Consider the following 576-nt stretch of genomic DNA (forward strand, 5'->3'; position numbering starts at 1 on the left):
TTTTGCCTTTGCGATAGAGCTGCGCATCTGGATCGGTCTTCGACTGATGTGTCTCGTTGCTATGCTTTTCGCCCTTGAAATCGCCCGCGCCGCCACCGTCGTTGTCCTGATCGCCCCCATTCTTGCGTATGAAGCTCTTGTGTCCCACCCACGCCTGGATCAGCGTGCCCACGCTGAAATGCTCACCCGAGAGCAGGCACTTCTTCTGGGCGATGACCACCACCTCGTTAAAAAATTCGATCACTGCATCATGCTTAATCAGACGCTCGCGGTTCTTCGTAAAGACCGTGGGCACCCACACCTCGTCATCCATTGCAAGGCCGATGAACCAGCGAAACAAGAGGTTGTACTGGACTTGCTCCATCAGTTGGCGCTCGGAGCGGATGCTGAAAAGCACCTGAATCAGCATGGCCCGCAGCAACTTCTCTGGCGCGATGCTCGGCCGCCCGCCCTTTATGTCCGCTTCGTACATCTGGGCGAACAGTCGATCCATCTTCGCCAGTGCTTCATTCGCCATCACGCGAATCGAACGCAACGGATGGGACTTGGGGACGAAGTCGTCCAGCTTGCGCATGG

Annotated in this window: 1 protein-coding gene; it reads right to left on the bottom strand. The window is 56.6% G+C overall.

Annotated features, from left to right (window positions below; all coding sequences use genetic code 11):
- Positions 1-574 (bottom strand): transposase (locus tag BMI01S_RS37930; RefSeq protein WP_042293681.1); only part of this gene is annotated, 574 nt, incomplete at its 3' end.
- Between the last annotated feature and the right edge of the window lie 2 nt (positions 575-576).

The organism is Paraburkholderia mimosarum LMG 23256 = NBRC 106338 (assembly GCF_000739815.1).
Taxonomy (GTDB): Bacteria; Pseudomonadota; Gammaproteobacteria; order Burkholderiales; family Burkholderiaceae; genus Paraburkholderia; species Paraburkholderia mimosarum.